This is a genomic window from Nocardioides sp. NPDC087217, assembly GCF_044744805.1.
Taxonomy (GTDB): domain Bacteria; phylum Actinomycetota; class Actinomycetes; order Propionibacteriales; family Nocardioidaceae; genus Nocardioides.
On record NZ_JBIUZB010000002.1, the window covers coordinates 343377 to 367537 of the forward strand.

At 70.8% G+C, this 24161-nt stretch carries 25 protein-coding genes; 15 read left to right on the plus strand and 10 right to left on the minus strand.

Annotated elements, in window-relative coordinates; genetic code table 11:
* Window positions 1-127 precede the first annotated feature (127 nt).
* The gene (locus tag ACIO3S_RS08940; protein ID WP_400461918.1) at window positions 128-859 is read left to right on the plus strand and encodes an alpha/beta hydrolase; all 732 of its coding nucleotides are present in this window, start codon (window positions 128-130) and stop codon (window positions 857-859) included.
* Window positions 856-2214, plus strand: a complete 1359-nt coding sequence (locus ACIO3S_RS08945) for an FAD-binding oxidoreductase (RefSeq protein ID WP_400461921.1) — start codon at window positions 856-858, stop codon at window positions 2212-2214. Before ACIO3S_RS08940 ends, ACIO3S_RS08945 begins: the two co-directional genes overlap by 4 nt.
* A 22-nt stretch (window positions 2215-2236) precedes the next feature.
* On the opposite strand, the gene ACIO3S_RS08950 is transcribed toward ACIO3S_RS08945, so the two are convergent.
* Window positions 2237-3130 carry a LysR family transcriptional regulator gene (locus tag ACIO3S_RS08950; protein ID WP_400461924.1) on the minus strand — a complete coding sequence of 298 codons (894 nt, stop codon included), beginning with the start codon at window positions 3128-3130 and terminating at the stop codon, window positions 2237-2239.
* 94 nt (window positions 3131-3224) lie between these two features.
* Here ACIO3S_RS08950 and ACIO3S_RS08955 point away from each other — a divergent pair, with 94 nt between their 5' ends.
* Window positions 3225-3920 carry a type 1 glutamine amidotransferase domain-containing protein gene (locus tag ACIO3S_RS08955; protein ID WP_400461927.1) on the plus strand — a complete coding sequence of 232 codons (696 nt, stop codon included), beginning with the start codon at window positions 3225-3227 and terminating at the stop codon, window positions 3918-3920.
* A 66-nt stretch (window positions 3921-3986) separates the two neighbouring features.
* Here the strand turns inward: ACIO3S_RS08955 and ACIO3S_RS08960 are convergent, their stop codons facing one another.
* The 4 genes from ACIO3S_RS08960 to ACIO3S_RS08975 form a co-directional block, all read right to left on the minus strand.
* Complete coding sequence (locus tag ACIO3S_RS08960) at window positions 3987-5528, minus strand: AbgT family transporter (RefSeq protein ID WP_400461930.1); 1542 nt, start codon at window positions 5526-5528, stop codon at window positions 3987-3989.
* Between the two features lie 5 nt (window positions 5529-5533).
* Window positions 5534-6511 carry an alpha/beta hydrolase family esterase gene (locus ACIO3S_RS08965; protein ID WP_400461933.1) on the minus strand — a complete coding sequence of 326 codons (978 nt, stop codon included), beginning with the start codon at window positions 6509-6511 and terminating at the stop codon, window positions 5534-5536.
* 103 nt (window positions 6512-6614) lie between these two features.
* Window positions 6615-7376, minus strand: coding sequence for a creatininase family protein (locus ACIO3S_RS08970; RefSeq protein ID WP_400461936.1), 762 nt, complete (start codon window positions 7374-7376; stop codon window positions 6615-6617).
* Window positions 7373-8062, minus strand: coding sequence for a FadR/GntR family transcriptional regulator (locus ACIO3S_RS08975; protein ID WP_400461939.1), 690 nt, complete (start codon window positions 8060-8062; stop codon window positions 7373-7375). Before ACIO3S_RS08975 ends, ACIO3S_RS08970 begins: the two co-directional genes overlap by 4 nt.
* An 89-nt stretch (window positions 8063-8151) precedes the next feature.
* On the opposite strand from ACIO3S_RS08975, the gene ACIO3S_RS08980 reads away from it, so the two are divergent.
* The 5 genes from ACIO3S_RS08980 (at window position 8152) to ACIO3S_RS09000 (ending at window position 14204) form a co-directional block, all read left to right on the plus strand.
* On the plus strand, window positions 8152-9171 hold the full coding sequence (locus tag ACIO3S_RS08980; protein WP_400461942.1) for a LacI family DNA-binding transcriptional regulator: 1020 nt from the start codon (window positions 8152-8154) through the stop codon (window positions 9169-9171).
* Window positions 9172-9328: 157 nt separating this feature from the next.
* Entirely contained in the window at window positions 9329-10969 is a 1641-nt protein-coding gene (locus ACIO3S_RS08985) for an alpha-amylase family glycosyl hydrolase (protein WP_400464588.1), read from the plus strand.
* A gap of 30 nt (window positions 10970-10999) precedes the next feature.
* Window positions 11000-12367, plus strand: a complete 1368-nt coding sequence (locus tag ACIO3S_RS08990; RefSeq protein ID WP_400461945.1) for an ABC transporter substrate-binding protein — start codon at window positions 11000-11002, stop codon at window positions 12365-12367.
* A 41-nt stretch (window positions 12368-12408) separates the two neighbouring features.
* The gene (locus ACIO3S_RS08995) at window positions 12409-13335 is read left to right on the plus strand and encodes a carbohydrate ABC transporter permease (RefSeq protein WP_400461948.1); all 927 of its coding nucleotides are present in this window, start codon (window positions 12409-12411) and stop codon (window positions 13333-13335) included.
* Window positions 13335-14204, plus strand: a complete 870-nt coding sequence (locus tag ACIO3S_RS09000) for a carbohydrate ABC transporter permease (protein ID WP_400461950.1) — start codon at window positions 13335-13337, stop codon at window positions 14202-14204. Before ACIO3S_RS08995 ends, ACIO3S_RS09000 begins: the two co-directional genes overlap by 1 nt.
* A gap of 16 nt (window positions 14205-14220) precedes the next feature.
* Here the strand turns inward: ACIO3S_RS09000 and ACIO3S_RS09005 are convergent, their stop codons facing one another.
* The 3 genes from ACIO3S_RS09005 to ACIO3S_RS09015 are packed head-to-tail and all read right to left on the minus strand — an operon-like array spanning window position 14221 to window position 15965.
* Window positions 14221-15120 (minus strand): universal stress protein, encoded by a 900-nt coding sequence (locus tag ACIO3S_RS09005; RefSeq protein ID WP_400461953.1) that lies wholly within the window; start codon window positions 15118-15120, stop codon window positions 14221-14223.
* 4 nt (window positions 15121-15124) lie between these two features.
* Entirely contained in the window at window positions 15125-15337 is a 213-nt protein-coding gene (locus tag ACIO3S_RS09010) for a hypothetical protein (protein WP_400461955.1), read from the minus strand.
* Between the two features lie 7 nt (window positions 15338-15344).
* Window positions 15345-15965 carry an HPP family protein gene (locus ACIO3S_RS09015; protein ID WP_400461958.1) on the minus strand — a complete coding sequence of 207 codons (621 nt, stop codon included), beginning with the start codon at window positions 15963-15965 and terminating at the stop codon, window positions 15345-15347.
* Window positions 15966-16213: 248 nt separating this feature from the next.
* Between ACIO3S_RS09015 and ACIO3S_RS09020 the strand changes: the two genes are divergently transcribed.
* The 4 genes from ACIO3S_RS09020 (at window position 16214) to ACIO3S_RS09035 (ending at window position 19816) form a co-directional block, all read left to right on the plus strand.
* Window positions 16214-17113: a carbamate kinase gene (locus ACIO3S_RS09020; RefSeq protein ID WP_400461961.1), complete on the plus strand. Its 900-nt coding sequence runs from the start codon at window positions 16214-16216 to the stop codon at window positions 17111-17113.
* Window positions 17114-17247: 134 nt separating this feature from the next.
* Window positions 17248-18132: a universal stress protein gene (locus tag ACIO3S_RS09025; protein ID WP_400461964.1), complete on the plus strand. Its 885-nt coding sequence runs from the start codon at window positions 17248-17250 to the stop codon at window positions 18130-18132.
* A 123-nt stretch (window positions 18133-18255) separates the two neighbouring features.
* A complete protein-coding gene (locus ACIO3S_RS09030; protein WP_400461967.1) occupies window positions 18256-18420 on the plus strand; it encodes a hypothetical protein in 165 nt (54 codons plus the stop codon).
* Between the two features lie 199 nt (window positions 18421-18619).
* Window positions 18620-19816, plus strand: coding sequence for a universal stress protein (locus tag ACIO3S_RS09035; RefSeq protein WP_400461969.1), 1197 nt, complete (start codon window positions 18620-18622; stop codon window positions 19814-19816).
* A gap of 12 nt (window positions 19817-19828) precedes the next feature.
* On the opposite strand, the gene ACIO3S_RS09040 is transcribed toward ACIO3S_RS09035, so the two are convergent.
* On the minus strand, window positions 19829-20020 hold the full coding sequence (locus ACIO3S_RS09040; protein WP_400461972.1) for a hypothetical protein: 192 nt from the start codon (window positions 20018-20020) through the stop codon (window positions 19829-19831).
* Window positions 20021-20061: 41 nt separating this feature from the next.
* Window positions 20062-20583: a flavodoxin family protein gene (locus ACIO3S_RS09045; protein ID WP_400461975.1), complete on the minus strand. Its 522-nt coding sequence runs from the start codon at window positions 20581-20583 to the stop codon at window positions 20062-20064.
* 153 nt (window positions 20584-20736) lie between these two features.
* On the opposite strand from ACIO3S_RS09045, the gene ACIO3S_RS09050 reads away from it, so the two are divergent.
* From ACIO3S_RS09050 to ACIO3S_RS09060, 3 genes are all read left to right on the plus strand, one after another.
* The gene (locus ACIO3S_RS09050) at window positions 20737-21510 is read left to right on the plus strand and encodes a DUF4389 domain-containing protein (RefSeq protein WP_400461978.1); all 774 of its coding nucleotides are present in this window, start codon (window positions 20737-20739) and stop codon (window positions 21508-21510) included.
* 179 nt (window positions 21511-21689) lie between these two features.
* Entirely contained in the window at window positions 21690-22361 is a 672-nt protein-coding gene (locus ACIO3S_RS09055) for a response regulator (RefSeq protein WP_400461981.1), read from the plus strand.
* A 39-nt stretch (window positions 22362-22400) separates the two neighbouring features.
* Entirely contained in the window at window positions 22401-24152 is a 1752-nt protein-coding gene (locus ACIO3S_RS09060; RefSeq protein WP_400461984.1) for a GAF domain-containing protein, read from the plus strand.
* Window positions 24153-24161: the final 9 nt, after the last annotated feature.

Consider the following 24161-nt stretch of genomic DNA (forward strand, 5'->3'; position numbering starts at 1 on the left):
ATATCTAGTCTGCGCCCTCGGCGGGGCTCGTGGGCGGGTCTTCCAGATACCGATCACGATCGGCGATGGATCAGCTGAGCAGATTGGTCTTGGACGCAACCGGCAGGCCGCGCCGAGCATGGTGGGCATGACTGCCATCGCCGTGACCGACCTGCCTCACACCTGGGACGAGCCCGAAGGGGTCGCACCTCGCGGCACCCTGATCCTGCTCACCGGACGGGGTGAGACCGCGGCGACGTACGCCAGGTTCGGTCGCCGCGTCTCCGCCGACGCCTACAAGGTGCGGATCGTGGAGGTGGATCCTGGCGACCTCGACGCCGCTCGAGCGGCGGCCGAGGTGCTGGTGGCCGATGAGGCGCTGCCCGCGCCGAAGGTGCTCGTCGGCTCCGACACCGGTGCCACCCTCGCCGCCCTGCTCGTCGGCGAGCTGCCGGTCGACGCCGCCGTCATCGCCGGTCTCGCGCTTCCCGCGACGAGTGCCGAGGTGGACGCGGAGTGGGAGGACGAGCTGGAGGTACGCAGCGCCTGCCCGACCTATCGCGGGACGATCTCGGCCGATGCCGGCTTCGCGCGAGGTGCTCTGGCGGATCCGCTGCCGTGGGACGAGGTCGAGCTGAGCGTGCCCGAGATGCCGCTGCTGCTCATCCACGGCCGCGACGACCGGGTCACCCCGGTCGGTGAGGCGCTGAAGCCGTGGGTGGGCGCGGAGACCGTCGAGCAGCACGTCGTCGAGGGCGGCCGTCACGACATCCTCAACGATGTCAGCCACCGCTCCGTCGCGGCCACGGTGATCCTCTTCCTCGAGCGGCTCAAGCTGGGTGCGGACCTTCCGGTCATCGTGCGGCAGGTCGGCCGGTGACCCTCCCCGCTGGGTTCCTGGCCGAGCTGACCGCGGCGGTTCCGACGGTCTCGACGGAGGAGTCGTTCCTTGCCGCGGTCGCCGTCGACCGGTCCGGGATCGTGGCCGAGGGAGTGCCCGACGTGGTGGTCCGCGCGACCTCGGTCGCGGACGTACGGGCCACGCTGCGGTTGGCCTCCGCGCACGGCGTACCCGTCGTCCCTCGGGGTGCGGGCACCGGCCTGGCCGGAGGCGCCGTCGCCGCCCCCGGCATGCTCGTGCTCGACGTGAGCGGCATGGACCGGATCATCTCGCTCGACCCGGTCGACCAGACCGCTCATGTCGAACCCGGAGTGATCACCGCCCACCTCGACCGGACCGCCGGCGAGCACGGCCTGCGCTACGCCCCCGACCCGGCCTCGGCCGCCGTCTCCACCATCGGCGGCAACGTCGCCACCAACGCGGGCGGGCTGCGCTGCGTGAAGTACGGCGTCACCCGCGACGCCGTGCTCGGCCTCGAGGTCGTGCTCGCCGACGGCACCCTGATCAGCACTGGCCGGGCGACCCTGAAGGGCGTCGCCGGCCTCGACCTCACCGGCCTCTTCGTCGGCTCCGAGGGCACCCTCGGCGTGGTGGTCGGGGCGACCGTACGCCTTCGGCCCCTGCCGGAGCGGACCCTGACCGTCGCGGCGGCCTATGCGGGAGTGGAGGCCGCCGCCCGGGCCTGCGCCGCCCTGGCCCAGGACCGGCGCGAGCCGGCCATGCTCGAGCTGCTCGACCAGGCCACCCTCCAGGTCGTCGACGACGCCCAGGGGACCGCCTACGCCGAACGCGGCGGCGCCCTGGTGATCGCCCAGGCGGACGGCCCGGCCGCGGAGTCCGAGATCGAGGCGATCGGCGAGGTGCTCGGTAAGGAGGCGACATGGGTCGAGCAGGGCGTCGACGAGGAGACCTCGGCCCGGTTGGTCGAGGCCCGCCGCCTCGCCCTGCCGTCCATCGAGACCAAGGGCTCGGTGCTGATCGAGGACATCTGCGTCCCTCGCTCGCGCCTGGCCGAGGCGTTCGTCCGCGTCGAAGAGGTCGCCCGGCGCCGTGGCGTACGCATCTACTCCTTCGCCCACGCCGGGGACGGGAACCTGCACCCCCTGATCGGCTACCCGACCGGCCCGGTCCCGAAAGAGGTCCTCGCTGCCGGCGACGATATCTTCGGCATCGCCCTCGACCTCGGCGGCACCGTGACCGCCGAGCACGGCATCGGCCTGCTCAAGCGCTCCTGGCTCGCCCGCGAGGTCGGACCCGACGTGCTCGGTGTGCATCACGCGATCAAGTCCGCCCTCGATCCGCGTGGCATCCTCAACCCGGGCAAGGGCTACTGAGGCGGGTCGGGATCGCGGCGGGTCAGGTGCTGGGCCATCCGGCGGCTTCCGCGCTCAGACGTCGGCAGACGTGGCCGACGGCCGGTGGTGCGCTGGGGCCGGTGACGAGCCAGAGGGTGTTGAGCGGCCCGAGCCTGGGTTCGTGGAGGCGTACGACGGTGCCGTCGGCGAGGGCTCCGTCGACCAGGTAGCGGGGCAGCACGGAGGCGCCGATGCCGGCGACGACGGCGCGGAGGATGCCGCGCAGGTCGGGCAGGACGAGCGCGGTGCGGTTGGTGGGGCGCTCGTCGAACTCGGTGAGCCAGTAGCGCCGGATGATCGGCAGGTCGGGGGAGTAGGCCGCCAGGGGTATGGCCGCGAGCGCGCGCACCGGGTCCTGCGCCAGCTCGGCGGGATCGACCTGTCCTGCGATCGCCGGCGCCGCGACCAGGAGGAACTCCTCGTCGACCAGTGCCGTCGACCGCAGCCGCTCGTCGCCGGGGCGTACGGAGGAGACGACGAGGTCCAGGCGCTCCTGGGCCAGGTCGTCGAGGAGTTCCTGGGCGAGACCGGTGGTCACCGAGACGTCGAGGCCGTCGCGTACGAGCGGTGCGAGGGCCGGCACGATCCGGGTGGCCATCACGTCGGCGGCGCCGCCGATCCGGATGCTCCCGGGCCCGATCGAGGACTCGGTGCCGACGGCACCGCGCAGCTGGTCGACCAGTGGCGTGATCCGGGTGGCGAGCGCGTCGGCACGTCCGGTGGGCACCAGGCCGGTGCGGGAGCGCTCGAACAGGACGGCCCCGAGGTCGTCCTCGAGCTTGCGGATCCGGGCGGTCACCGCGGGCTGGGAGAGATCGAGGCGACGGGCCGCGGCGCTGATCGAGCGCTCCCGGTAGGCATGCGCGAACGCCTCCCAGAGATCGAGCGAGGTCATAGAAATCATTATGACCGCACGACGAGGTTCGGGAGTGAATCCGGCGAGAGTCGTCGTTACGTCATCACCGAACCGAACAAGAAGGAAGAACCTCATGACTCGCGTACTGATGGTCGTCTCCGCGGCCGACACCCTCGTCCTCGCCGACGGCACCGAGCACCCGACCGGCTTCTGGGCCGAAGAGGTCGCCGCCTCCCACGAGACGCTCGCCGGAGCCGGCGTCGAGATCGACATCGCCACCCCCGGCGGCAGGGCGCCGACGGTCGACGCGCTCTCTCTCAGCGAGCAGGGCGGCGTCCAGCCCGAGGACGCCGAGCGGTTCCGCGCCTACCTCGACACTCTCGAGAAGCAGCTCGCCCACCCGCTCGATCTCGCCGACATCGACCCGGCCGCGTACGACGCCGTCTACATCCCCGGCGGCCACGCCCCGATGACGGACCTGGTCGAGGACGCCTCGCTCGCCGCGCTCCTGACTGCCACCGACTCCGCCGGCCGACCGGTCGTCGCGCTCTGCCACGGCGTCGCCGGCCTCCTCGCCGCCACCGGCGAGGGAGGCTGGCTCTTCCGCGGCCGCCGGATGACCGGCTTCACCGACACCGAGGAGCAGCAGGGCGGCTACGGCGACAGCATCCCCTTCTCGGTCGAGCAGCGGATGCGTACGGCCGGCGGCATCGTCGAGACCGGCGAGCCGTGGAGCGACACCGTGATCGTCGACGGCACCCTGATCACCGGACAGAACCCGCAGTCCAGCGTCTCGACCGCGAAGGCGCTGCTGGAGCGGCTCGCCTGATCGACTCCCGAAGGCGTGGCAGAGGCCCGGCGACCTCGACAGGTCGCCGGGCCTCGTCGCAGCGGATCAGCGGACCGGGGCACCCGGGCCGAGCGGGATGCCGAGGGCCCACCAGAGGAAGAACAGGGCCGTCCAGGCCAGGCTCATCGCGATGGCCAGCGGCAGCGTGTAGGAGGCGAGGGTGCCGATGCCGGCGTCCTTGCGGTAGCGCTGCAGGAAGCCCAGAGCCATCACGAAGTACGGGCTCATCGGGGTGATCGCGGTGGAGCCGGAGTCGGCGATCCGGAAGAGTGCCTGGGTGGTCTCCGGCGGCACCGAGAGCAGCATCAGCATCGGCACCAGGACGGGCGCGGCGATGGACCACATCGCCGAGCCGCTGGTGACCATGATGTTGACGATGCTGAGCAGCGCCAGGACGAGCAGGAAGACCACCCACACCGGGATGTTGCTGGTCTCCAGGGCCTCGGCGGAGTTGACCGCGAGCACGTCGCCGAGGTTGGACCACTCGAAGTACGCCAGGAACTGGGCGATCGCGAAGAACAGGACCAGCACCGGTGCCATCTGCTTGATCCCCTGGCCCATCAGCGCCGGCACGTCACCGGGCTTGGTGATCGAACCGGACAGCGTGCCGTACACGGTGCCGGCGAGGCCGAAGAGCACCGCGACGATCGCGGCGATCCCGGTGAGGAACGGCGACTCGGTCAGCGACCCGTCCTCGCCGCGCAGGGGAGAGCCTGGTGGGATCACGACGGCTGCGACGACCACGATCGCGACCAGCAGGCTCAGCAGGGACCAGCGCAGCGCCCGGCGCTCACGGCCGTCGAGCTCGAGCGTGCCGAAGTCGCCGTCGTCGGCATCCTCGTCGGCGTCGAGGTCGGGCCGCTTGGAGAGGACGAACTTGGTCATCAGCGTGATCACCGCGGCGAGCAGCACCGAGGACGCGATGTTGAAGAACCAGTTGCTGACGGGGGAGACGTACGCGCTCTCGTCGACGATCTGAGCCGCGGCAGTGGTGATGCCGGCGAAGATCGCGTCGTTGGGCGTGGGGATCGGGCTGGCGTCGTACCCGCTGGCTATCGCGGTGTAGGCGACCACGATCCCGAGGATCGGGGACCGCCCCACTGCCCGGAAGGCGAGACCGCCGAGGGGGACCAGGATGATGTACGCAGCGGCCGAGGCCACGTGGGCGACGGTGCCGGTGAACGCCACGGCGAAGACCACCCAGCCGACGGGCACCCGGGAGATGCCGGTCTTCATCGCGGCGGTGAGGAACCCGGTGCGCTCGGCGACGGCGACACCCATGATGACCACGACGATGGTCGCCATCGGCGGGAACTCGGCGAAGTTGGAGACCATCGTGGAGACCGCCATCGCCAGGCCCTCGCCGCTGAGCAGGCTCTGGACGACGACCTCCTCCCCGTCGCCGGGAGAGACGACCGAGACGCCGGCGGCCGCGCAGATGGCACTGATCACGGCGAGGATCGCGGCGAGGATCCAGAAGAGCCAGAACGGGTGTGGCAGGGCGTTGCCGACGCGCTCGATCACGCCCATGGCGCGGATGATCCACGGCAGCCTGTCGCTGCCGGTGGGTGTGGTGGTGCTGGTCATGGGGGTCACCCTTCGCTGGTGAGGCGGTGTCGGGAGAAGAAGTCCCAGATCACCGTCGCGGACTCGATGGTGTGGGTGACGTGGCCGCCACCTGAGTAGATGTCGCCGCCCGGCCAGACGTGGCCGCCGCCGTCGACGGCGACGTGCTGGACCTCGGCGCCCTGGTCGCACCCGGACCACCGGGTGGTCTCGACGTCGCGGTTGGTGCGCGTGGCGGAGGCGGTGCACCCGTTGTGGTCGGCCCAGCCCTGGACCCACTCCGGGATCGCGGGCAGGTCACGGTCGGCGTCGCCCGCGTAGGGGATGGTCGCGTCCGCGACGCCGTGGATCTCCAGGATCGGCGTCGGCGGTGCCTCGGCGCAGCCGGTCCGGGTGCCTGGATAGAGGGCGGGTGCGACCGGGGCGACGGCGGCGAACGTGCCCGGCAGCCGGCAGGCGAGGAGGGCGGCCAGGCCGGCACCGTTGGACTTCCCGGTGGCGTAGACGCGGGTCGTGTCGATGCAGTGGTCGGCCTCGATCGCGGCGAGCAGGTCGGATGTGAAGGCGACGTCGTCGACGCCGGGTGCCTCGTACGGTGCGCCCTGCCAGGCCTTGCGATAGCCCGACCCGGTGCCGATGGCGCCGTCGGGGTAGGCGACGACGGCGGGGAGGTCGGAGAGCTCGGAGTAGCCCTCGACCTCGACGCCGGTGCTTCCGCGGCCGTGATAGGCGACGATCAGCGGCCAGTCCGCGCGCCGCTCGTAGCCCTCGGGCAGACGGAGCACGTAGCTACGCTCGAGGTCGCCGCTGGTCAGCTCGTACTTCTGGCTGCTGTCGGGTTCCTGCTCGGTGGGCTTGGCACAGGGGGTGGGCCGGGTGCTCGCGGCGGTCGATCGGTCCTGGGAGGCATGGGTCAGCGCGGTGGCGGTCGGGACCAGGGACAGCGCGGCTACCGCTGCGACCGCGGCCGCCGGCGCCAGCAGGCGGAGGTGTCGTGGGGACATGTCGTGCTCCTTTCGGGGCAGTTCGGTGCGATTGGGTGTGCTGGATCGCCCGGCGACGCGGCGTGCGTCCCGGTCGGGTCCCGAGCTGGAGGGGGCGGGTGGCCTAGGTGTCGAGCCACTCCTTGATGAAGGCGACGATGCGGTCGGTGGCCTCGGCGAGGATGGCGCGGCCGTCCTCGGCGGTGGCGCGACGTGGGTCGCCGAGCACGCCGCTGGGGGAGAGGCGGTCGTAGGGGAGGGCCACGGCGGGGTGGTTCACCGATCGCGCGAGGCGCGCGAACGGGTCGAGCTGGTCGGGCGTGGTCGTCCCCGGTGCGAGCAGGTCGTGGCGTACGAGATGCGGGGCGATGTGCAGCATCTGGGCGGTCTCGGCCTCGCCGCTGTGACCGGACACCGCAGTGAGCTCCATCGTGGCCACGGCGTCCTTGGCCAGCGCGGTCACCGGCGCCCAGGCGAGCTCCAGGTCGGGCCGGTCGCGCAGCAGCTCCTGGGCGAGGGTGCCGAGGGTGGCGTTGTTGCCGCCGTGCCCGGTCACCACGAGGAACCGGCGCCAGCCGTGGCCGGCCAGCGACTCGACGTACTCACGTACGACGGCGGCGAACAGCGCCGGGCGCAGGCTCACCGTGCCGGCGAAGGCCTGATGGTGGGGCGAGACGCCGACCGGTACGCCCGGGCCGATGACGATCTTGCCGGGCAGGGCCTCGGCCACCGCGTCGGCGAGGGCCTCGGCGCGGATCTGGTCGGTGGCGAGCGGCAGTCCGGCGCCGTGCTGCTCGAACGCGCCGACGGGGATCACCACGACCGTCCTGCCCTGCGCGGCCGCTGCGGCCTCGAGGGTGGTCATCTCGGCGAGCTTCGCGGTCATCGGCCCTGCTCCGGGCCGAGGGTGGAGGCGATCGCGTCGCGGATGGCGAGCAGGTGCTCGCGGGTCAGGGCGGCCGCGGCGTCGGCGTCGCCGTCGCGTACGGCCTCGACGATCCGGAGGTGGTCGGCGTGGTCACGGTCCCGGTCGGTGTAGCGGTGCCGGATCTCGATCTGGTCGCGGGCCCTCACCTGCAGCAGCGCCTCGATCGTCTCGCGCAGCAGCAGGTTGCCCGAGGCGCCGGCGAGCGCGACGTGGAAGTGCAGCTCGGGCCGCTCGTCGGCGAACTGCGGCTTGAGCGAGTTGTCGGCCGAGAGCGTCAGCGCGGCCAGGTCGTCGTCGGTGCGCGCCGAGGCCGCGGCCGCCGCGACCGGCGGCTCGAGCACGATCCTGGCGTCGAGCAGCTCGAGGACCGACTCGCTGCGCGACTCCGAGACATGCGGGTTGACCAGCAGGCGCCGGTTCACCCCGCCGCTCACGTAGGTGCCCGACCCGTGCCGGAAGCGGATCACGTCGGTCGCCTCGAGACGGCGCAGCGCCTCCCGGATCGTCGGTGTGGTCACCTCGAACCGCTTGGCCAGCTCGCGCGAGGAAGCCAGGGCGTCGCCCGGCTCCAGGCCCGCGGCCTCGATCATGGCGACGATGCCGTCGGCGATGCGTTCAGAGAGCGATGATGTGTTGCTGGTCACAGGAAGTGACTAAATCACTTATTGAATTGAGCGTCAAGGACGCCATTGCTTGCAGACAGCTTGCGTAAAGCAGTTATATTCTTGCGTTCATGAGTAGACGTCTTGCCGACGCAGCCGCCCGAGCCAAGGTCTCCGAGGCGACCGTGAGCCGGGTGCTGAACGGCAAGCCGGGGGTCTCGGAGGCGACCCGCGAGCGGGTGCTGACCGCGCTCGACGTGCTCGGCTACGAGCGGCCGGTGAAGCTTCGTGGCGAGCGTGCCAGGCTGGTGGGCCTGGTCCTGCCCGAGCTGCAGAACCCGATCTTCCCGGCGCTCGCCGAGGTCCTCGGCGCCCACCTCGCCCAGCAGGGTCTGACCCCGGTGCTGTGCACGCAGACCGCCGGTGGCGTGACCGAGTCGGAGTATGTCGACCTGCTCCTCGAGCAGCAGGTGGCCGGCGTCGTCTTCGCCGGCGGCGCCTACGCACAGCGGGACGCGGACCATGCTCACTACGACCGTCTCGCCGGCCGCAACCTCCCCGTCGTGCTCATCAACGCGGCCATCGACGATCTGCCGTTTCCCCGGGTGGTCTGCGACGACGCCGATGCGATGGAGCAGGCCGCCGAGCACCTGATCTCGCTCGGGCACGAGCGGATCGGCCTGGTCCTGGGCCCGCGCGACCACGTTCCGTCCGAGCGCAAGCTGGCCGCCTTCCGTGTCGTCTGCGACCGGACCGGCGTGCCGTTCCACGAGGATCTGGTCGTACGCAGCCTCTACTCGCTCCAGAGCGGGCAGGCCTCCGCGGCGCGGCTGGTCGAGCAGGGTGCGACCGGCATCGTGTGCGCCAGCGACCCGCTCGCTCTGGGGGCGGTGAGGGCGGTCCGGCGGGCTCGGCTCTCGACGCCCGCTGACGTGTCGGTGATCGGCTTCGACGACTCGGCGTTCATGGCGTTCGCCGACCCGCCGCTCACCACGATCCGGCAGCCGATCGAGGCGATGGGACGGGCGGCCGTCGACTTCCTGGTGAGCCAGATCGACGGCACGCTCGGGCCGGTCGACGAGCTGCTCTTCGAGGGTGAGCTGGTGGTCCGGCGCTCGACCGGACCCGCAAGTCAGCGCGCAAAGTCCTGAAATTAATTACGCTCTGTCAAGTTCTTGCGCACTTTCATTGGCTGGCTCTACGGTCGCTGCACGCCGTCAAGGTGACGGCGGTCACATGAACGTGTGAGTTGCTGAGAACGGAGTGCCCGTGACCGCCACGGAACCTCGACGGAGCGAGCCGGCACCGGTGGCGCTCCCGGTCTTCACCGAGCGCCCCGCCGACTGGTGGCGCTCCGCGGCGATCTACCAGATCTACCCGCGCAGCTTCGCCGACGCCAACGGCGACGGCACCGGTGACCTGGCCGGCGTACGGGCGCGTCTGACGTATCTGCGCGACCTCGGGGTGGACGCGATCTGGTTCACGCCGTGGTTTCCATCGCCGATGGCCGACGGGGGCTACGACGTCGCCGACTACCGCGCGATCGACCCGATCTTCGGCGACCTCGCCGAGGCGGAGGCGTTGATCCAGGACGCCCTCGAGCTCGGCATCCGCACGATCATCGACATCGTCCCCAACCACGTCTCCGACCAGCACCGATGGTTCCGGGCCGCGGTCGCCGCCGGACCCGGTGCCCCCGAACGGGAGCGGTTCTGGTTCCGAGACGGCCGCGGAGCCGATGGCGAGCTGCCGCCCAACGACTGGACCTCGGAGTTCGGCGGCACGCCATGGACGCGGCTGACGACGCCCGACGGCGTCCCCGAGCAGTGGTACCTGCACCTCTTCTCCGCCGAGCAGCCCGACCTCAACTGGCAGCACGAGGACGTACGCCGCGAGCACGAGGAGATCCTGCGGTTCTGGTTCGACAGGGCCGTCGCCGGGATCCGGATCGACTCCGCCGCCCTGCTCGCCAAGGACCCGGCCCTCCCCGACGTCCCCGCCGACCCGCGACCGGGCGAGCACCCGTACGTCGACCGCGAGGAGCTCCAGGAGATCTACCGCGGCTGGCGCCGGATCGCCCAGGAGTACGGCACCGACCGGGCTCTGATCGGCGAGGTCTGGCTCCCCGACACCGCCCGGTTCATCCGCTACCTGCGCCCCGACGTCCTGCACGCGGCGTTCAACTTCGACTTCATGACCGCGCCGTGGGACGCCGAGGCGCTGCGTACCTCCATCGAGACGACGCTGCGCGTGCACGGTGAGGCCGATGCGCCCGCCACCTGGGTGCTCTCCAACCACGACGTCACCCGGCCGGTGACCCGTTACGGCCGTGCGGACACCGCGTTCTCGTTCGAGACCAAGCGCTTCGGCACCCCGACCGACCGGGCGCTCGGCGAACGGCGGGCGCGGGCGGCGGCGATGCTGGCGATGGGGCTGCCCGGGGCGTACTACCTCTACCAGGGCGAGGAGCTGGGCCTGGACGAAGCCGACATCCCGCCGGACCGGATCCAGGACCCGATGCACTTCCGCAGCGGCGGTGTCGACCCCGGCCGGGACGGCTGCCGGGTGCCCCTGCCGTGGAGCGGGGACCGGCCGCCGTACGGCTTCAGCCCACCGGGCGTGAAGACCTGGCTGCCGCAGCCCGAGGGCTGGGCGCGGCTGACGGCGCAGGCGCAGTCGGCCGACCCCCGTTCGATGCTGTCGCTGCACCGGATGGCGCTGCTGATCAGGCGTACTCACCCCGACCTGGTCGCGGGTGACTTCAGCTGGATCGACACCGACCCCGGGATCCTCGCCTTCCGCCGTGGCACCCACTTCGCCTGCGTGGTCAACCTGACCGCCACGCCCGTGGAGCTGCCGAGCAGCGACCACGTCTGGCTGGCCAGCTCGCCGCTCGAGGCGGGCCGGCTCGTTCCCGATGCCGCGGTATGGCTGCGGCCCACGACCTGAGACCCCACCACAACATCCAGGAGACAGACCATGAGAACCACTCGGTTGCGCAGCGTCGCGCTCGCCGCGGTCGCGGCTGTCGTGCTCGGCTCGCTCGCCGCTTGCGGTGAGACGTCGGACGACGGCGACGGCGTCACGATCACCGTCGAGGGCTGGCGCCCCGGCGACAAGCAGGCCACGATCGACGCCGTCAAGGCGCAGGCGGCGGCCTTCAACAAGGAGCATCCCGACATCACCGTGAAGCCGGTGGAGTGGCAGTGGAACGCGCAGACGTTCCCCGCCCAGCTCGCCGGCGGGACGCTGCCGATCTCGTTCCGGGTGCCGTTCACCGACACCAAGGGCCTCGTCGAGCGCAAGCAGGTCGCCGACGTCGACGCCGAGGTCCGCGAGCTGCCCTACTTCGACAAGCTCAACCCGACGGTGCTGGCCGCGGCGCAGGGCACCGACGGGAAGGTCTACGGGCTGCCCTCCGACGTCTACGCCAACGCGCTCCACTACAACCGTGACCTGTTCACGAAGGCCGGCCTCGACCCCGACAAGCCGCCGACCACCTGGGAGGAGCTGCGCGCGGCCGCCAAGCAGATCCACGACAGGACCGGTGCCACCGGGTACGCCGAGATGACCAGCTCCAACACCGGTGGCTGGATCCTCACGACCCTGACCTACGCCCTCGGCGGCCGGATGGAGACGCAGGACGGTGACACGTTCACCGCGACCGTCGACAACCCGCAGACCGAGGAAGCGCTGCAGCTGCTGCACGACATGCGCTGGACCGACAAGTCGTTCTCCGGCAACACCTCCTACGACTGGAACAGCATCAACCAGGCGTTCGCGGCGGGGAAGGTTGCGATGTACATCAGCGGATCCGACGTCTACAACTCCCTCGTCACGACCTCGGCGATCGACCCGGAGACGTACGGGCTCACTGCGGTCCCGATGGGCGACTCGGCCGACGCCGGCGCGCTCGGCGGAGGCTCGGTCAACGTCGTCAGCGCCAAGGCGACCGAGGCAGAGGCCGAGGCGGCCGTCGCGTGGGCGGACTTCTTCCGGGTCCGCAAGTACACCGACGAGTCCGCGGCCGTCGCCGACGCGAAGACCCAGACCGCGGCCGAGCAGCCCGTGGGGACGCCGACCTTCCCGATCTTCGACGAGGCGTCGTACACGACCTACCAGGGCTGGGTGAAGGACTACGTCAACGTGCCGTTGGAGCAGATGACCGGCTACACCTCGAGGATGTTCGACCTCACGCTGGTCGCCGAGCCGCCCGCACAGACGCAGGCCGTTTACGGCGCGCTCGACCCGGTCGTGCAGAAGGTGCTCAGCGACGAGAACGCCGACATCCCCGCGCTGCTGAAGGATGCCGACGCCTCCGTGCAGCAGATCCTGGACAAGGGCTGAGCGTGGTCGCTGACATGTCCCGGGTGGGTGGGCCGGCCCTCGTGAGAGGGCCGGCTCGCCGGCGTACGTCCCTCGTCGCCGGGGTCGCGAGGTGGTGGCGCGGCAGCGCGGCGACCCTGGTCTTCCTGCTGCCGATGCTGCTCGTCTTCGGGCTGTTCTCGTGGTGGCCGATCGCCCGTACCGTGGTGATGAGCCTGCAGGAGACCAACCTCGTCGGGCCCGCCGAGTGGGTGGGCCTGGACAACTTCCGCACGGTGCTCTCCGACCCGCTGCTGCCGGTGGCGCTGCGCAACACGGCCGTCTTCGCGGCGATCGCGTTCGTCTTCGGCTATCCGATCCCGCTGGTCATGGCGGTGGTCTTCAGCTCGCTGCGCAGGCTGCGCGGGCTGTACGCCTGCCTGGCCTACCTGCCGGTCGTGGTGCCGCCCGCGGTGGCGGTGCTGCTGTGGAAGACCTTCTACGACGCCGGGTCCGGGGGAGTGTTCAACACGATGCTGGGCTGGGTCGGGCTCGGGCCGGTGCCGTGGCTGGAGTCGGCCGACTGGGTGCTGCCATCGCTGGTGATGGAGGCGACCTGGGCCGCGGCCGGTGGCACGGTGATCATCTATCTCGCAGCGCTGACCACGGTGCCGCAGGAGCTCTACGACGCCGCCTCGGCCGACGGAGCGGGAGTGCTCGGCAAGGTCTGGCACGTCACTCTCCCGCACCTGCGCCCGGTGCTGCTGATCACCTTGATCCTGCAGATCATCGGCACCGCCCAGGTCTTCCTGGAGCCCTATCTGTTCACCGGCGGCGGGCCTTCGCACGCGTCGTTGACGCTGCTGCTCCTGATCTACGAGTACGCCTTCGGCAGCACCACCGGCGGCGGCGACTACGGCCCGGCGACCGCGCTGAGCCTGATGATGGCGGTCGGGCTGGCGCTGCTGTCGTGGGCCTACTTCCGGCTGACTCGCGGATGGAGCGACTGATGAGCTTCGTCTCCTCCCTCGACCGGCGGCGTACGCCGGTGCGCTGGAGTCTTCGCGGCGTACAGCTGGCGACGCTCCTGGCGCTGGTGGTGGTCTGCCTCGGGCCGCTGCTGTGGCTGGCGAAGTCGGCGGTCACGCCCACCCAGGACACGCTGCGCTCGCCGATCTCACTGTGGCCGAACGGGCCGGACCTCTCGATCCTGTCGCAGGCCTGGACCGAGCTCGGCCTGTCGGCCTACCTGGTCAACACCGTGGTCATCGCCGCCGGGTCCTGGGCCGTGCAGGTGGTGGTCGCCACGACCGCGGGCTACGCGCTCTCGGTGCTGCGGCCGCGGTTCGGGCGGATCCTCTACGGAGCCGTGCTCGCCACCATGTTCGTGCCGATCGTGCTGCTGCTCGTCCCGCTCTACCTCACCGTGCTGAGCCTGCCGGTCGTGCACTGGTCGCTGGTCGGGACGTACGCCGGAGCCTTCCTGCCGGCCGGCGCCTCGGCGTTCAACGTGGTGATCATGAAGCGGTTCTTCGACAGTCTGCCCCGCGAGATCCTGGACGCCGCGCGGATCGACGGCGCCGGGGCGTACCGGCTCTTCTGGTCGGTGGTCCTGCCGATGTCGCGACCGGTGCTCGGGGTGGTGTCGGTCTTCGCCGTGCTCGCCGCGTGGAAGGACTTCATCTGGCCGCTGATCGTGCTGCCCGACCCGGCCAAGCAGCCCATCGCGGTCAGGTTGCCCTCCATCGCCCCGACCACCGACCTCTCGGTCCTGCTGGCCGCGATGGCGATCTCCGCTGCGCTGCCGATCCTCTTCTTCCTCCTCTTCCAGCGGCTCTTCCTGCGCAGCGAGGGTCTGGAGGGAGCGGTGAAGGGATAACGGCAGCGATCTCTGGTCACCTCGGCAGCGGGAGGACCTCGACCGGGCAGGCCGCCTCGCGGAGCAGCGCGCGGGTCACTCCGCCCAGATGTGGGAACGCGTTGAGATGCGAGGCTCGTCCCACTACGACGAGGCGGGCTTGCTCGCTCGCGGTCACCAAGGCGTCGGCAGGGGCTTCGGCGAAGACCCGGGTCGCGAGAGGTGTCCGCGGATGCCCGGCCCTGCCGACGAGATCTGCCAGGTAGCGCTCGCCACGCGCGGTCCAGTCGCGGGTGGTGGCGTGGTCGACCATCTCCCCATAGAAGGCGAGGAGGTCGAGTCCGTGGAGCACGGTGATCGGCTCGTCCAGCCGGGTCGCCTCCTCGATGGCGTGACCCAGGACCTGGCCGTCGGACTTGTCGTCGCTGACGCCGACGACGACCCCGGTGCGGCCCTCGGCGGACCAGCGTTCGGGGACCACGGTGACGGGGCAGTGGGCGTGTGCCGCGATGCGGGACGAGATAGATCCCGTGAAGATCCGGTGGATGCGTGAGAATCCGCGGCGCTGGACGACGACTCGGTGTGCGTCCTCCGACTCCTCGATCAGGACGTGGGCAGCGTGGCCGCGCACCAGCTCGGAGGAGACCTCGACAGCGCCGGCGACGACGTCTCGGGCGACCTCGGTGGCCTCGGCGAGAATCTGTTCGGCCAGCCGCCCGACCCCGGCGTCGTCGATGATCATCGACTGGGGCTGCATCGCGCCGGGGAGGCCGAGGATGGGATCTCCGAACAGGACGTTCGCCTGGACGACATGCACCAGCCGCAGCGGGTGGCCGCTGGTCGCGGCCAGCCGGCCGGCGTACTCCAGGAGTGCCGTCTCGACCTCCGGATCGAGGATGCCGACGACGATCGGAGCGGGTGTGGTGTCGGCGGACATCTGGTCAGCCGGCCATCATGCACATGTGACCGGCGGTGAAGCCGCTGAAGCCCTGGTGCATGCCCGGGTTGTGGGTGCCGTCGAAGCCCACGGCCCGAGTGCAGTGGACGACGTGGTGCCCGAACTCCTGCCCGTCACCGGTTGCTGCCGACGCCGGGACGGCGAGTGCGACGGTGGCGATGGCCGCCGCTGCTGCTGGGATCAGGGTGCGTTTCATGGTGCGATCACTCCTCGGTACGTGGTTGTTGTGAGTCGGTACGTATCCGGGTGACTCCAGGCACGGTCGCTGCCGCGGACTCGGCCAGGGCGCGCTCCTTCGGCGTCGCCGGCCCGACGATCACGGCGCTTCCGTCGGCGACGTCGACGACCCAGTCGGGGTGGCCGAGCTCGCTGACGAGCGCCGTCAGGTCCCGAACCATCGTGTCGTCGTCCCGGGCCAGGGCGCTGGCCACGTCGCTGCGGCTGATGACCCCGACGAGAACGTCGTCGTCATCGAGGACCGGCAGGCTCTTCAGCGCCCGGTCGGCCATGATGTCGACCGCCACGGCGACTTCCGCGCTCGCGCGCACGGCGATCGTCACCGGATTCATCACATCCTCGACGTACGCCGCGGGCCGGTCGCTCACCGGCGCCGGTGGGAGCACGTGCGCGCGGGGGTCCTGCAGGACGCGGTCGCGGATCATGTCGATCTCGGCGACGACGCCACAGACCCGGCCCGCGGACGTCACCACCGGCAGGGCGGTGATGTGGTGGTCGCGGAGCAGAGCGAGCGCCTCCTTGACGGGGGTGCCTCTCCGTGCGGTGACCGGGGACGGGGTCATGATCTCGCGGACAAGCATGGTCATCCCCGCTGCGAGTGCTGGTCGTTCATGGGGCCAGCCTCGTCCGGCCGGGAAGGTCGGTCATGAGCGCAAGGTCCCGAGCCGGGGAGACCTTCGGCACTCCTGCGGAGGTCGCCATCGGAGTGTGCTGGACCCGTCCACGACCCTTTGACCCAGGAGACCGCCATGTCCCTTCCCTGCCCGGGGAACCGTCGGCACACCAGCGAGGCGGTGCCCGCCGCGACCTCGGCCGGACGAGTGCAGGCGCCGAGGTGAGGATCGTCGTCGCCATCGGAGGCAACGCCCTGCTGCGACGTGGTGAGCGGCCGGACGCGGCACCCCAACGCCGGCACGTGGCAGCGGCTGCGGCCGCGCTGGCGGACATCGCCCGCGAGCACCAGGTCGTCGTGGTCCATGGCAACGGCCCCCAGGTCGGTCTGCTGGCACTCGAGAGCGGCTCGGACCCCAGCCTCTCGGAGCCCTATCCGCTGGCCGACCTCGTCGCGGAGTCCCAGGGCCTCATCGGGCTCTGGCTCCAGCAGGCGCTCCTCGCCGAGATGGCAGGCGAGGTGGCGACGCTCGTCAGCCAGACCGTCGTCGATCCGGAGGACGGGGCGTTCCGGGTGCCGACCAAGTTCATCGGCCAGTTCTACGACGAGCTGTCGGCGCGTCGCCTCGCCGGCAGGTACGGCTGGACGATCAAGGCCGACCACGGTGGCTGGCGACGCGTGGTCGCCTCCCCGTCTCCCGATGACATCGTCGAGCTCCCGGTGGCCGCGCGGCTCCTCGACGCAGGCGTGACCGTCGTGCTCGCCGGTGGCGGGGGAGTGCCGGTCGTGGAGCGAGACGGACGATACGAGAGCGTCGACGCGGTGGTCGACAAGGACCGGGCGGCTGCCCTCGCCGCGGAGAGGCTCGGCGCCGACCTGCTGCTCGTCATCACCGACGTGGAGGGCGTGATCCGGGACTTCGGCAGTCCCGCCGAGAAGGTGCTGCACGAGGTGAGCGTCGCCGAGCTGTCCTCGATGTGGTTCCCCGCAGGATCGATGGGTCCGAAGGTCGAAGCAGTCTCCACCTTCACCCGACGGACCGGCCGGCGCTCGGCGATCGGCTCTCTCGACGAGATCGACGGAGTGCTCGCCGGTACGTCGGGCACTCAGGTGCAGCGATGACGCAGACGCGGACGGAACCCAACGGACCTAGGTCCTCCGCGCGCGGCACCGAAGGCCCTGACGCGCTGCGGTAGACCCGACGAGATTTGAGACCCGGGAGCCGGACGCGCGTGCCGAGCTCCCAAGGAGGGCACATGTCCGAGCACGACCGGATCCTGGTCGCCATCGATGGGGGAGAGGGTGGCCGAGCGGCGATCCGCTACGCCGCGACCCGACGAGATGGCGCCGACCTGTGGCTCGTCCACGTGGTGGACCTTGCGGTCGCGACCGGCGTCTTCTACCCGTACGGCTATGAGGGACTGGCGGACCAGGTGCGTGAGGCCGGCGAGGCCATTCTGGAGCGGGCCGAGAAGCTGGCCGCCGACCTCGTCGGTGCCGACCACGTGACCACGACGCTTCGGGACGGTGGCGCGGTCGCGGAGCTCGTTCACGCGGCCGCCGACGCCCGGATGGTGGTGCTCGGCGACGAGCGTCGCCACGGCCTGTCCCGCCTCGTGACCGGCTCGGTGACCGGCCGGGTCGCCTCCCGTGCGCCGGTGCCTGTCGTGGTCGTTCCGACGGTGTGGTCTCCCGGCCAGGACACCGCCCGGGTCGTCGTCGCCGTCACGGACCCGGATGCCTGCGCCGAGCTCGTCGCCCACGCGCTGGGCGAGGCCGCCGACCGGGGTGGCGAGCTGGTTCTAGTGCATGCGTGGGAGCTGCCGGCCGTCTTCTACGACACCACGCTGGAACACGACCAGGCCGCCTGGGAGGCGGATGCTCGTCACCGCCTGATGCAGACCCTCGACCGGGCACGGCAGCTGGCGCCGCACGCGGTCGGGACCGAGGCCTGGATCCAGATCCGCCAGGGACAGCCCGCCCAGGTCATCGCCGACGAGTCCAAGGGCGCCGACCTGCTCGTCATCGGCCGACGTGGGCATGCGTTCCCGCTGCGGCGTCTGGGTGGCACCGGGCACGCACTGCTGCGTGAGTCCGGCTGCCCCGTCGAGGTGGTTCCTCCCGCGCCCGAGGCGCCATGAACGTAGAGAACTCCCCGCTGCACGCGGCCGAGACCGCACAGTTCCCCGCAGACCTGGGTCACTTCGATCTCGGCGTCGAGCAGTCGACCGCGGTCGGCCTTCTGGCCAGGGTCGATCCGAGGTGTGCTGCCCCGCATCTTTCTGCCCGGACCCAGCCTCGGCGCCGAGAAGGAGTCGTCCAGTGCCGGGTTCAGGGTGATGGTCACGACGTTCGGTGGGGCGAGCACCGCGGACTCCCTTCCAGGGCAGGCGGCGGAGGTCCCGGCGCGGGTGACCAAGGTCTCCTGAGTTCCGCCCGGACCGGAACAAGACTGAGGGGGAAGGCGCCGTACGGGCGCCCATAGACTCATGGAGGACAGATGAGCACCATCAAGCGCCCGACCAACCCATTCGCGGATCTGATGGAGTGCTGGACGTGCGTGTTCCGTACGCCACCGAGGAGCAGAAGGCCACCCGGGTCGCCATCGAGCACGACGGGAGCTGATCGGTGAGTTCCCAAACTCCCTCCGAGGTGGAGCGCCACGCCGGCACGGTGTGGGCGGTGGACGTGTTCCTCGACAGCGAGGACGGCACCGTGCACGCCGAGGCGAAGCTCCACGCGAGCGGCCGAGAAGCATTGGTCGCTACCGGGGATGCGGGTCTGTGTCCCGGTCAGGACCTGGCTGTGGGGGAGAGGCTCGCCGCGAGTCGTGCCCTCGAACAGCTTGCGGTCGGGCTGATCCGGGACGCACGTCAACGGGTCGACGGGCCCGGGCCGGAGGCGAGCGAGGAGCCCGAAGGACGCATCCGCACGCGGCGGTCGATGCCGAGGATGCTCGTCGGGACCGACCGGCCGCTCGGAGTCACCCCAGCCTTGGAGTGGTCGGTGGCGCATGCGGAGGCGACCGGTCTCGGGATCGAGCTGTGTCACGTCGTCGACGACGCCGGTCCGGCGTGGGAACGTACGCTGCGTGGCTCCGTCTCCGACGCGAACGACGAGATGGCGGAGCTGGTCGAGGAGGTGCGCCAGGACCATCCGGACGTGTACGTCACGTCCTCGGTCCTGGTCGGATCGGAGAGTGCCCTGCTCGCCCGGTCGCTGGGCAGGGAGCTGGTGGTCATCGGCCGCGCAGACGAGGAGTGCAACGGCGGCTCCTATGTGGGGGCGACGGCCATCACGATCGCGCAGAACGCGAGCGTGCCGGTCGTGGTCGTGCCGCCCGGCTGGTCGCCTCCCCGCACGGAGAGCCCCGTGGTCGTGGCGATCGACGCGCTCGAACCGCATCTGGAGGCGGTGGAGTTCGCCCTGGCCTACGCGCAGGGGGAGGGCCTCCCGCTCATCGCGGTCTCGGCCTGGCAGCCACAGGCACCGCCCGGCACGCGCATGGTCCTCGACAGCGGGGAGGAGTGGATGGAGCGCGTCGCGGACGGCCAGGATGCGGCGGTGACCCCGTTACGGGCGCTCTACCAGGACGTCCCGGTGACTCAGCGCACTCCGACCGGCCCACCGGTAGAGGTCATCCTCGGTCTGGCCGAGGACGCAGCGCTGCTGGTGGTCGGCAGACCCGGCCACGCCAGGCACTGGCGGATGCCGCTGGGGTCGGTGAGCCGGCGGCTGCTGCATCGCGCCACCGTCCCGGTCGCGGTCGTCCCGAGCGGCTGGCGCACCCCTGCCGGCGACGCGGCGGTTCGATCGGCGACCTGATCGAGCAGCAGCTCACGACGAGGCGGCGCTCTCGTGGCGGAGTACGTCGTCCAGAGCACGCCGCGGGGTCGGGGGCAGCGGCCGGTGGTGGCGCTGCGGCCAGCCGATGCGTACCAGCACCTGGGGACAGGAGCTGTCGCCGAGAAGGTCGTGCTGCAGCGTACGCCGGGTGGAGCCGACCTCGATCGGCTGTGGGTACGGCACCGGGGCCAGCCCCGAGGTGGCCGTCGGGGAATGTCGACGTCTCAGGCCACCTGCCGCTTCAGCTGGTGGCCGAGGTTCGCGGCCCAGTCGCTGGCACGTGCCTCTTCGTCGTGGGCGAGGGGTCCCACGGTGGCGGCGACATAGAAGCTCGTCGCCGGAGGTACGTCGTAGCCGCGGCGGCGCAGCAGATGGGCCACGTGCCGGGCGGCCGAGCCCGGGAGGTGGCGCATCGCCCGCGCCCGGGTGTCGAAGGTGGCGATGCGCACCGACTTCGGTTCGGCGTCCTTCAGCTCCGCGAGCCACTCCCGGACGCCGCGTGCCTCGACCTCGGCCGGAGCGCCCTGGAGGACGGCATCGGCGCGGGTGCTGGGTCTGCTCAGCCCGAGCGCATGCGTCGGCGCCCCGATCACGACGAGGTCGTGGTCGCGGAGCAGGTCGTCGCCGGCAAGTGCCACCGGGATCACCTTGACCTGGACGCCGGCCTTCCCGAGTCCGTTGGCAACCGCGGTGGCGATCGTCGCGGTGTTGCCGAACATCGACTCGTACACGACTGCTGCTCGCATCTGGCTCACATCCTTCCTCTGGCGTGCGCCCTCTGCGTCCTGCCAGTGGCACCACCTTCCGTCCGCCCGCCTGTGCACGGGCAGTGGCGCACGTCCCCCACCCGAGGACCTTGGTCCGATGCCGTCGGCCCGCACTGCGCGGAGGGTGGAGGTATGAACTCAATCGAATCCCCGGTCGTGCTGGAGGGACGCCTCGACTCCGGGATCAGCCGCGCGCTGTGGCTGGTCAAGTGGTTGTTGCTGATCCCGCACTACGTCATCCTGCTCTTCCTCTGGATCGCCTTCGCCGTGCTCACCGTGATCGCCTGGTTCGCCATCCTGTTCACCGGTCGCTACCCGCGAACGATCTTCGACTTCAACCTCGGCGTGATGCGCTGGACCTGGCGGGTCGACTACTACGGCTACGCCGCTCTCGGCACCGACAGGTATCCGCCGTTCACGCTCGAGGACGTCCCCGACTACCCGGCCCGTCTCCAGATCGCCTACCCCGAGAAGCTCTCTCGCGGCCTGGTCCTGGTGAAGTCGTGGTTGCTGGCGATCCCGCACCTGATGATCCTCGCCTTCTTCCTGGGAAGCGGCCTGTACGCGACCCAGGGGACCGACGCCGTCGCCTGGTCCTGGGGGAGCGGGGTCGTCGGACTGCTGGTCCTCTTCGCCGGCGTGGCGATGCTGTTCGGGCGTCGCTATCCCCAGGGCATCTTCGACCTCGTCCTCGGTATCGACCGGTGGGCGGTCAGGGTCGCGGCGTACGTCTGCCTGATGACCGACACCTACCCGCCGTTCCGACTCGACCAGGGTGGGAGCGATCCGGCTGGTCTGGTCCCCCCGGAGCCGTCGATGCCGTCGGGTGAGTCGGTGGCGCCCGAGCCGGAGCCCGAGCCGGAGCCGGAGCCGGAGCCCAGTCCCGTCGGAACGGGTCAGCAGTGAGCGCGGGCGACCGCAGCAGTGGCGCGGCGGTGAGCACCCATGTCGGGAAAGCGCTCTATGCGGGTTTCGATGCGCTCGGCTGAGTCCGCACGGGCGCGGGTACGTCTAGGGACCATGGTCCTCGGCATGCGGGCCCGACGCGCATTGGCGTCGGCCGTCCTCGGTCGTAGATTGACCAGGTGACCGAATCAGCAGCGCCAGAGAGCGCAGCGGACCCCATCCGGGTCTTCCTGCTCGACGACCACGAGGTGATCCGCCGGGGGATCAAGGACCTCCTCGAGGACGAGGAGGACATCGTCGTCGTGGGCGAATCGGGCCTCGCCGACGAGGCCCGACGCCGGATCCCGGCGCTGCGGCCCCACGTCGCCATCCTCGACGGCCGGCTCCCGGACGGCTCGGGCATCGACGTGTGCCGTGATGTCCGTTCGGTCGACCCGAGCATCGCCGCGCTGATCCTCACCTCGTTCGACGATGACGACGCGCTGTTCTCCGCGATCATGGCCGGTGCATCCGGCTACCTGCTCAAGCAGGTGCGCAGCGCCGACCTCGTCGAGACCGTTCGCCAGGTCGCCGCGGGCAAGTCGATGCTGGATCCCGCGGTCACCGCGCAGGTCCTCGAGCGGATCCGCACCGGACCGAAGACCAACTCGGCCTTCGAGCACCTGACCGATCACGAGCGCCGGATACTGGAGCTCATCGGAGAGGGTCTGACGAACCGTCAGATCGGCAATGAGATGCACCTCGCGGAGAAGACGGTGAAGAACTATGTCTCGTCCCTGCTCGCCAAGCTGGGCCTGGAGAGCCGCACCCAAGCTGCGATTCTGGTGACCAGGACATTGCAAGGGGGATAGGTTGGGGGGCGTACCACTCATCCGATGGGGAGGGTCGATGTGGGACGCACACCGCCCCGGCAGCGTCGTGGATCGAGCTCCACGACCGAAGCAACAGTGCACGGCGCACCGTTCGACGAACTGCTGACCGAAGTGCTCGACAGGGTCACCGATGCCCGCGACGAGCAGGTGCGGTGGCGGTTGCTGCTCGATGCCATCGTCACGATGGGCGCCGGGCTCTCCATCGACGAGCTGCTGGATCGGATCGTCAAGGTCGCCGGGGCCCTGGCCGGTGCGAAGTACGCCGCGCTCGGAGTCCTGGCCAACGCCGGCGACCGCCGGCTGCGCCTGTTCATCAGCCAGGGGCTCAGCGTGGACGAGCAGATCCTGATCGGCGACCTACCGAGCGGACACGGCGTGCTCGGCCTTTTGATCGACCACCCGGAGCCGCTCCGGCTGCCTGAGATCACCGCGCATCGGGCCTCCTACGGGTTCCCCGCGAATCATCCGCCGATGCACTCCTTCCTCGGCGTCCCCGTCCGCATCGGCGAGAAGGTGTTCGGCAACCTCTACCTCACCGAGAAGATCGACGGCGACGAGTTCACCGACCAGGACGAGGACATCGTGGTCGCCCTCGCCGCCGCCGCCGGCGTCGCGATCGAGAACGCCCTGCTGGCCGAGGAAGCTGCCCGCCGCAGCCGGTGGCTCGACGCCCGGGCCGAGATCACCAGTGCGCTGATGGGTGACATCGACCGCACCACCACCCTTCAACTGGTGGCCGACCGGGCCCGCGAGGTCTCCGGTGCCGACGTCTCCTGGATCGTCACCGGACCCAGCGCCGAACGGCTGCGGGTGGAGGTGGTCTCCGGGACCGACGTCGACGTCGAGGCCTTGAAGAACGCGCCGCTGCGCGAGTCTGTCGCCGGCCAGGCGATCGGCGTCGGCACGCCGATGATCGTGGAGGACATCGCGACCGCCGCCGGTGGCGGAAGCGCGGCCGCCGTCATCGACTTGACCGACATCGGGCCTGGCGTGCTCGTGCCCCTGGGACGTACCGACCCCTCCGAGGAGATGAACGCGGTGGGCGTGCTCGCGCTCGCCTGGCGCCGCGAGCACGCCGACCAGGCACAGGACGTGGATCTGGCCGTCGCCAACGCGTTCGCCGAGCAGGTCGCGCTGGCCATCCGGCTCGCGCAGAACCGCGAGGAGCGCCAGCGGCTGGCCGTCTACGACGATCGCGACCGGATCGGACGCGACCTCCATGACATCGTGATCCAGCGGCTCTTCGTCATCGGAATGCGGCTGCAGGGCGGGCTCAACCTGGCCGAGAGCCCCAAGCTTCGCGCCCGCCTCGACAAGGCCGTGGATGACATCGACGACACCATCCGCGATCTCCGGCGTGCGGTCTTCGAGCTCGGCGCCCCCGAGCACAGCGGTGACATCCAGTCCCAGGTCACCGATGTGGTCAACCGGGCTGCGGAGTCGCTCAAGTTCCGTCCGGCGCTCATCTTCTCAGGTCCGGTCCGGCTCCGGTCCACGCCCGAGGTCACCAAGGACGTCGTGGCGGTTCTCGGCGAGGCACTGTCGAACACCGTGCGTCACGCGCACGCGAGCGAGGTGGAGGTGTCGCTCTCGGCGGGCGCCGACCTCGTGCTCCGGGTGCGCGACGACGGCGTCGGCGTCCCCGCCGACGTGGTGGAGAGCGGGTTGGCCAACATGCGCCAACGTGCCGAGATGCGAGGTGGCTGGTGCACTGTGGAGCCAGCCTCGCCGAAGGGCACCGTGGTGGAGTGGTCGGTGCCCCTCGGCTGAGCTCCTTCC